Source organism: Ligilactobacillus sp., from assembly GCF_036846325.1.
GTDB lineage: Bacteria > Bacillota > Bacilli > Lactobacillales > Lactobacillaceae > Ligilactobacillus.
Window position 1 is genome coordinate 1 of sequence record NZ_DAIUCE010000160.1, and the last position, 2,703, is coordinate 2,703.

2 protein-coding genes are annotated in these 2,703 nt (G+C 51.1%); both read right to left on the reverse strand.

From position 1 onward, the window contains the following. Positions 1-146: 146 nt before the first annotated feature. Entirely contained in the window at positions 147-1,430 is a 1,284-nt protein-coding gene (locus tag V7Z60_RS09680; RefSeq protein ID WP_334117606.1) for an oligosaccharide MFS transporter, read from the reverse strand. A gap of 46 nt (positions 1,431-1,476) precedes the next feature. Then, on the reverse strand, positions 1,477-2,703 hold a 1,227-nt coding region (locus V7Z60_RS09685), incomplete at its 5' end, for a glycoside hydrolase family 32 protein (RefSeq protein ID WP_334117607.1).

A 2,703-nucleotide genomic window follows, 5' to 3' on the forward strand; every position in this document is an offset into this window, starting at 1 on the left:
TCCTTCATTCAATCACTCTCTTTCTCTTTTCAAAACCAATATAAAGGGCTTTCTTTCCTTTGTCAAATGCAGTGCGCTGATTCAGGGCCGAACGAAACCACCCGAATGATGCGCCCCATACGCCCCTGAATCCTGCTTTTATGTTGTTATTCGGACAGTCTCTCGCCGTTTACTTCCTGGTCATCCTTTCTGATGATGAAGAAGCCGTAGATGCCTGCGCAAAGTACGATTCCGGCAATTACCAGGAATGTCGGCTGATAGCCGATGTGGTCACGCAGAAGACCGAGAGGAGTCGAGAGAAGGATCTGGCCGAACGAGCCGGCAATACCTGTCACGATGTTGATCGTGGCTGATACACGTGGATCGTAGTGCAGTGTGTAGTAACGGAACATTACGACACAGAAGATGGCAGTTTCAGGTGCATGGAGCAGCTTGATGAGCGAAACGCCGAGAGGGTTCGTAATCAGGCCGCAGCCGCCGATTCTGATGAACATGAACGTCACGCCGACAAGAATCGTGCGGCGGACGCCGATCTTCTTCATCAAAAGCGGAACCATGCCCATCATGAGTGCTTCAAGGAACACTTCGACGGAGTTAAGGATACCGTACATATGGTCACCCATTGCCTGTGTCTTGAAGAACTGAGTAAAGAACTGAGGGAACATCTGCTGGTCGAAAATCGTGTAGAACGTACCGCTGAAGACAAGGAAGATGGCGATTTCCCAAAGGCTTCTAACCTTGAAGATGTTGAGGAAGTCCTTTGACTTAGGCTTTGAGTTCTCACGTTCCTTGACCATCTCGTTTTCAAACTTCGAAACGGTTTCTTCATTTCGAACAGGGTTCCAGAACAAAAGGAAGAGCAAAAGGACAACTGCGATGGCAGAGCCGATCCAGAACAGAAGCGCCGGGTTGATCGTGAAGATGAAGCCTGCAAGCAGAGCTGAAACGGCATATCCGAATGAGCCCCATGCACGGGCGGAACCGTACTGATAGTTGAAGCGGCGGCTTGCACGTTCCGTCAGAGCCTCGAACATCGGGGATGCGGAAAGATAGGCAAGCGTCAGGTAGCATGAACCGATCAGAGCACCGAGTTCAAGGTTTGCATGAAGCATCGGCACGAACAGGAACGTGAAGAAAGGCCCGAGGAATACCTGCAGGCATGTGCAGAAGATCAAAAGATTGCGCTTGATGCCGAGCCTGTCCTGGATGTTGCTGTAAACCAGATTGGCAATCAGTGAGAATGCCGAGTTGAAGGAGTAGATTTCCCCGACCTGGGCTCCGGTGAAGCCCTGCTTGGTTGTCAGCCAGATCTGGAAGAATGACCACCAGATGCCCCAGCCGGCAAAGAACAGGAGAATATTTGTCGCATTGCTTGTAAAGAACGGATTCTTCAGTTGCGAAGTCCGTCCGCTTTTATTCATATCGTTCATAAATAAAGATCCTTTCCAATTGTCATTTTCAAAAAATCAGTGCTCATCAGTAGCGGTTTGCATCAGAAGACAGTTCAAATGCACGGACATGTCCCGGTTTCCCGCTGACTGAAAGAACCGGATCGTTCTGCCAGTAGATGCGTTCTGTGAAGGTGACCTCACCATCGTTGACGAAGATTTCAGCAGAGCTTGAATCAATGAAGACATGAAGGCTGAGCTTCTCGTCTGCTGCGTCAAGTTCTGCATAGCGTCTGTTTTCCGGATCGCTGCTGCGCGTCAGAATCAGGTGATGTCCGTTTCCGTCTGCGGAAATGCTGAAGCCTGCGCCCCTGTCGTCTGAGAATTCAACGACCTTTCCTTCCGGAAGGCCTTCAAAGTCAAGTTCGACTTCCACGTGACGGCTGAGTGCAAGTTCTTCTGAATCAGACAGGTCTTTGTTGACAAGTTCAGCTTCACGCAGGGACCTGACCTCTGCAACAGGAGTCTGGTAAAGACGGTTATTTCTTATCGTCAGCTCACGAGGCAGCGTAATTGCCCCGCACCAGCCGTCGGTGTTTTCAGTCATCGGTGAATCCCATGCGTTCATCCATGCCACCATCACCCGGAGGCCGTCAGGCGTGACCATCGTCTGCGTTGCATAGAGGTCGTGACCGTTGTCAAGTTCCACGAATTCACCATGTTCGAAGCGCTTTTCATCTTCCAGGTAAGTGCCGGTGAAATAACCCGTGTTGTGCTGATTGATGAATTTTTCATCAGTTGCCTTGATTCCCTGCGGTGAAAGCAAGAGGACATCCTGTCCGTTCAAACGGAAGAAGTCAGGGCATTCCCACATGAAGCCTTCCTGTTCGACGCTTCCTGCACCGGCAATCGCACCGACATAATCCCACTTCTTCAAATCTTTTGAACTGTAGAGAAGAACGCGTCCCAGGCCGTCCCTGTCGCGGCTTCCGACGACCATTTTGAATTCGTCATCTTCCTGCCATACCTTGGGATCGCGGAAGTCGGCCGGATTGTTGTCCGAAGGTGCATCGGCAAGAATCGGATTGCCGTCGTACTTTTCAAAGCGGATGCCGTCTTCGCTGTATGCAAGGTTCTGATCCTGGCGGTTGATGTCCTTTTCACTGTCAATCACATGATTGCCGGTGTAGATCAGCCAGAGCCTGTCATCAAAGGCAACGGCGCTGCCGGAGAAGCAGCCGTCCTGCGGCCTTGTCGGAACAAGTGCGACGGGAAGTGTCTCCCAGTGAATCAGGTCCCTGCTTCTTGCGTGGCC

Coding starts and splice junctions, on each gene's coding strand:
- V7Z60_RS09680 (WP_334117606.1), bottom strand. CDS start 1,430: ATGAACGATATGAATAAAAGCGGACGGACTTCGCAACTGAAGAATCCG.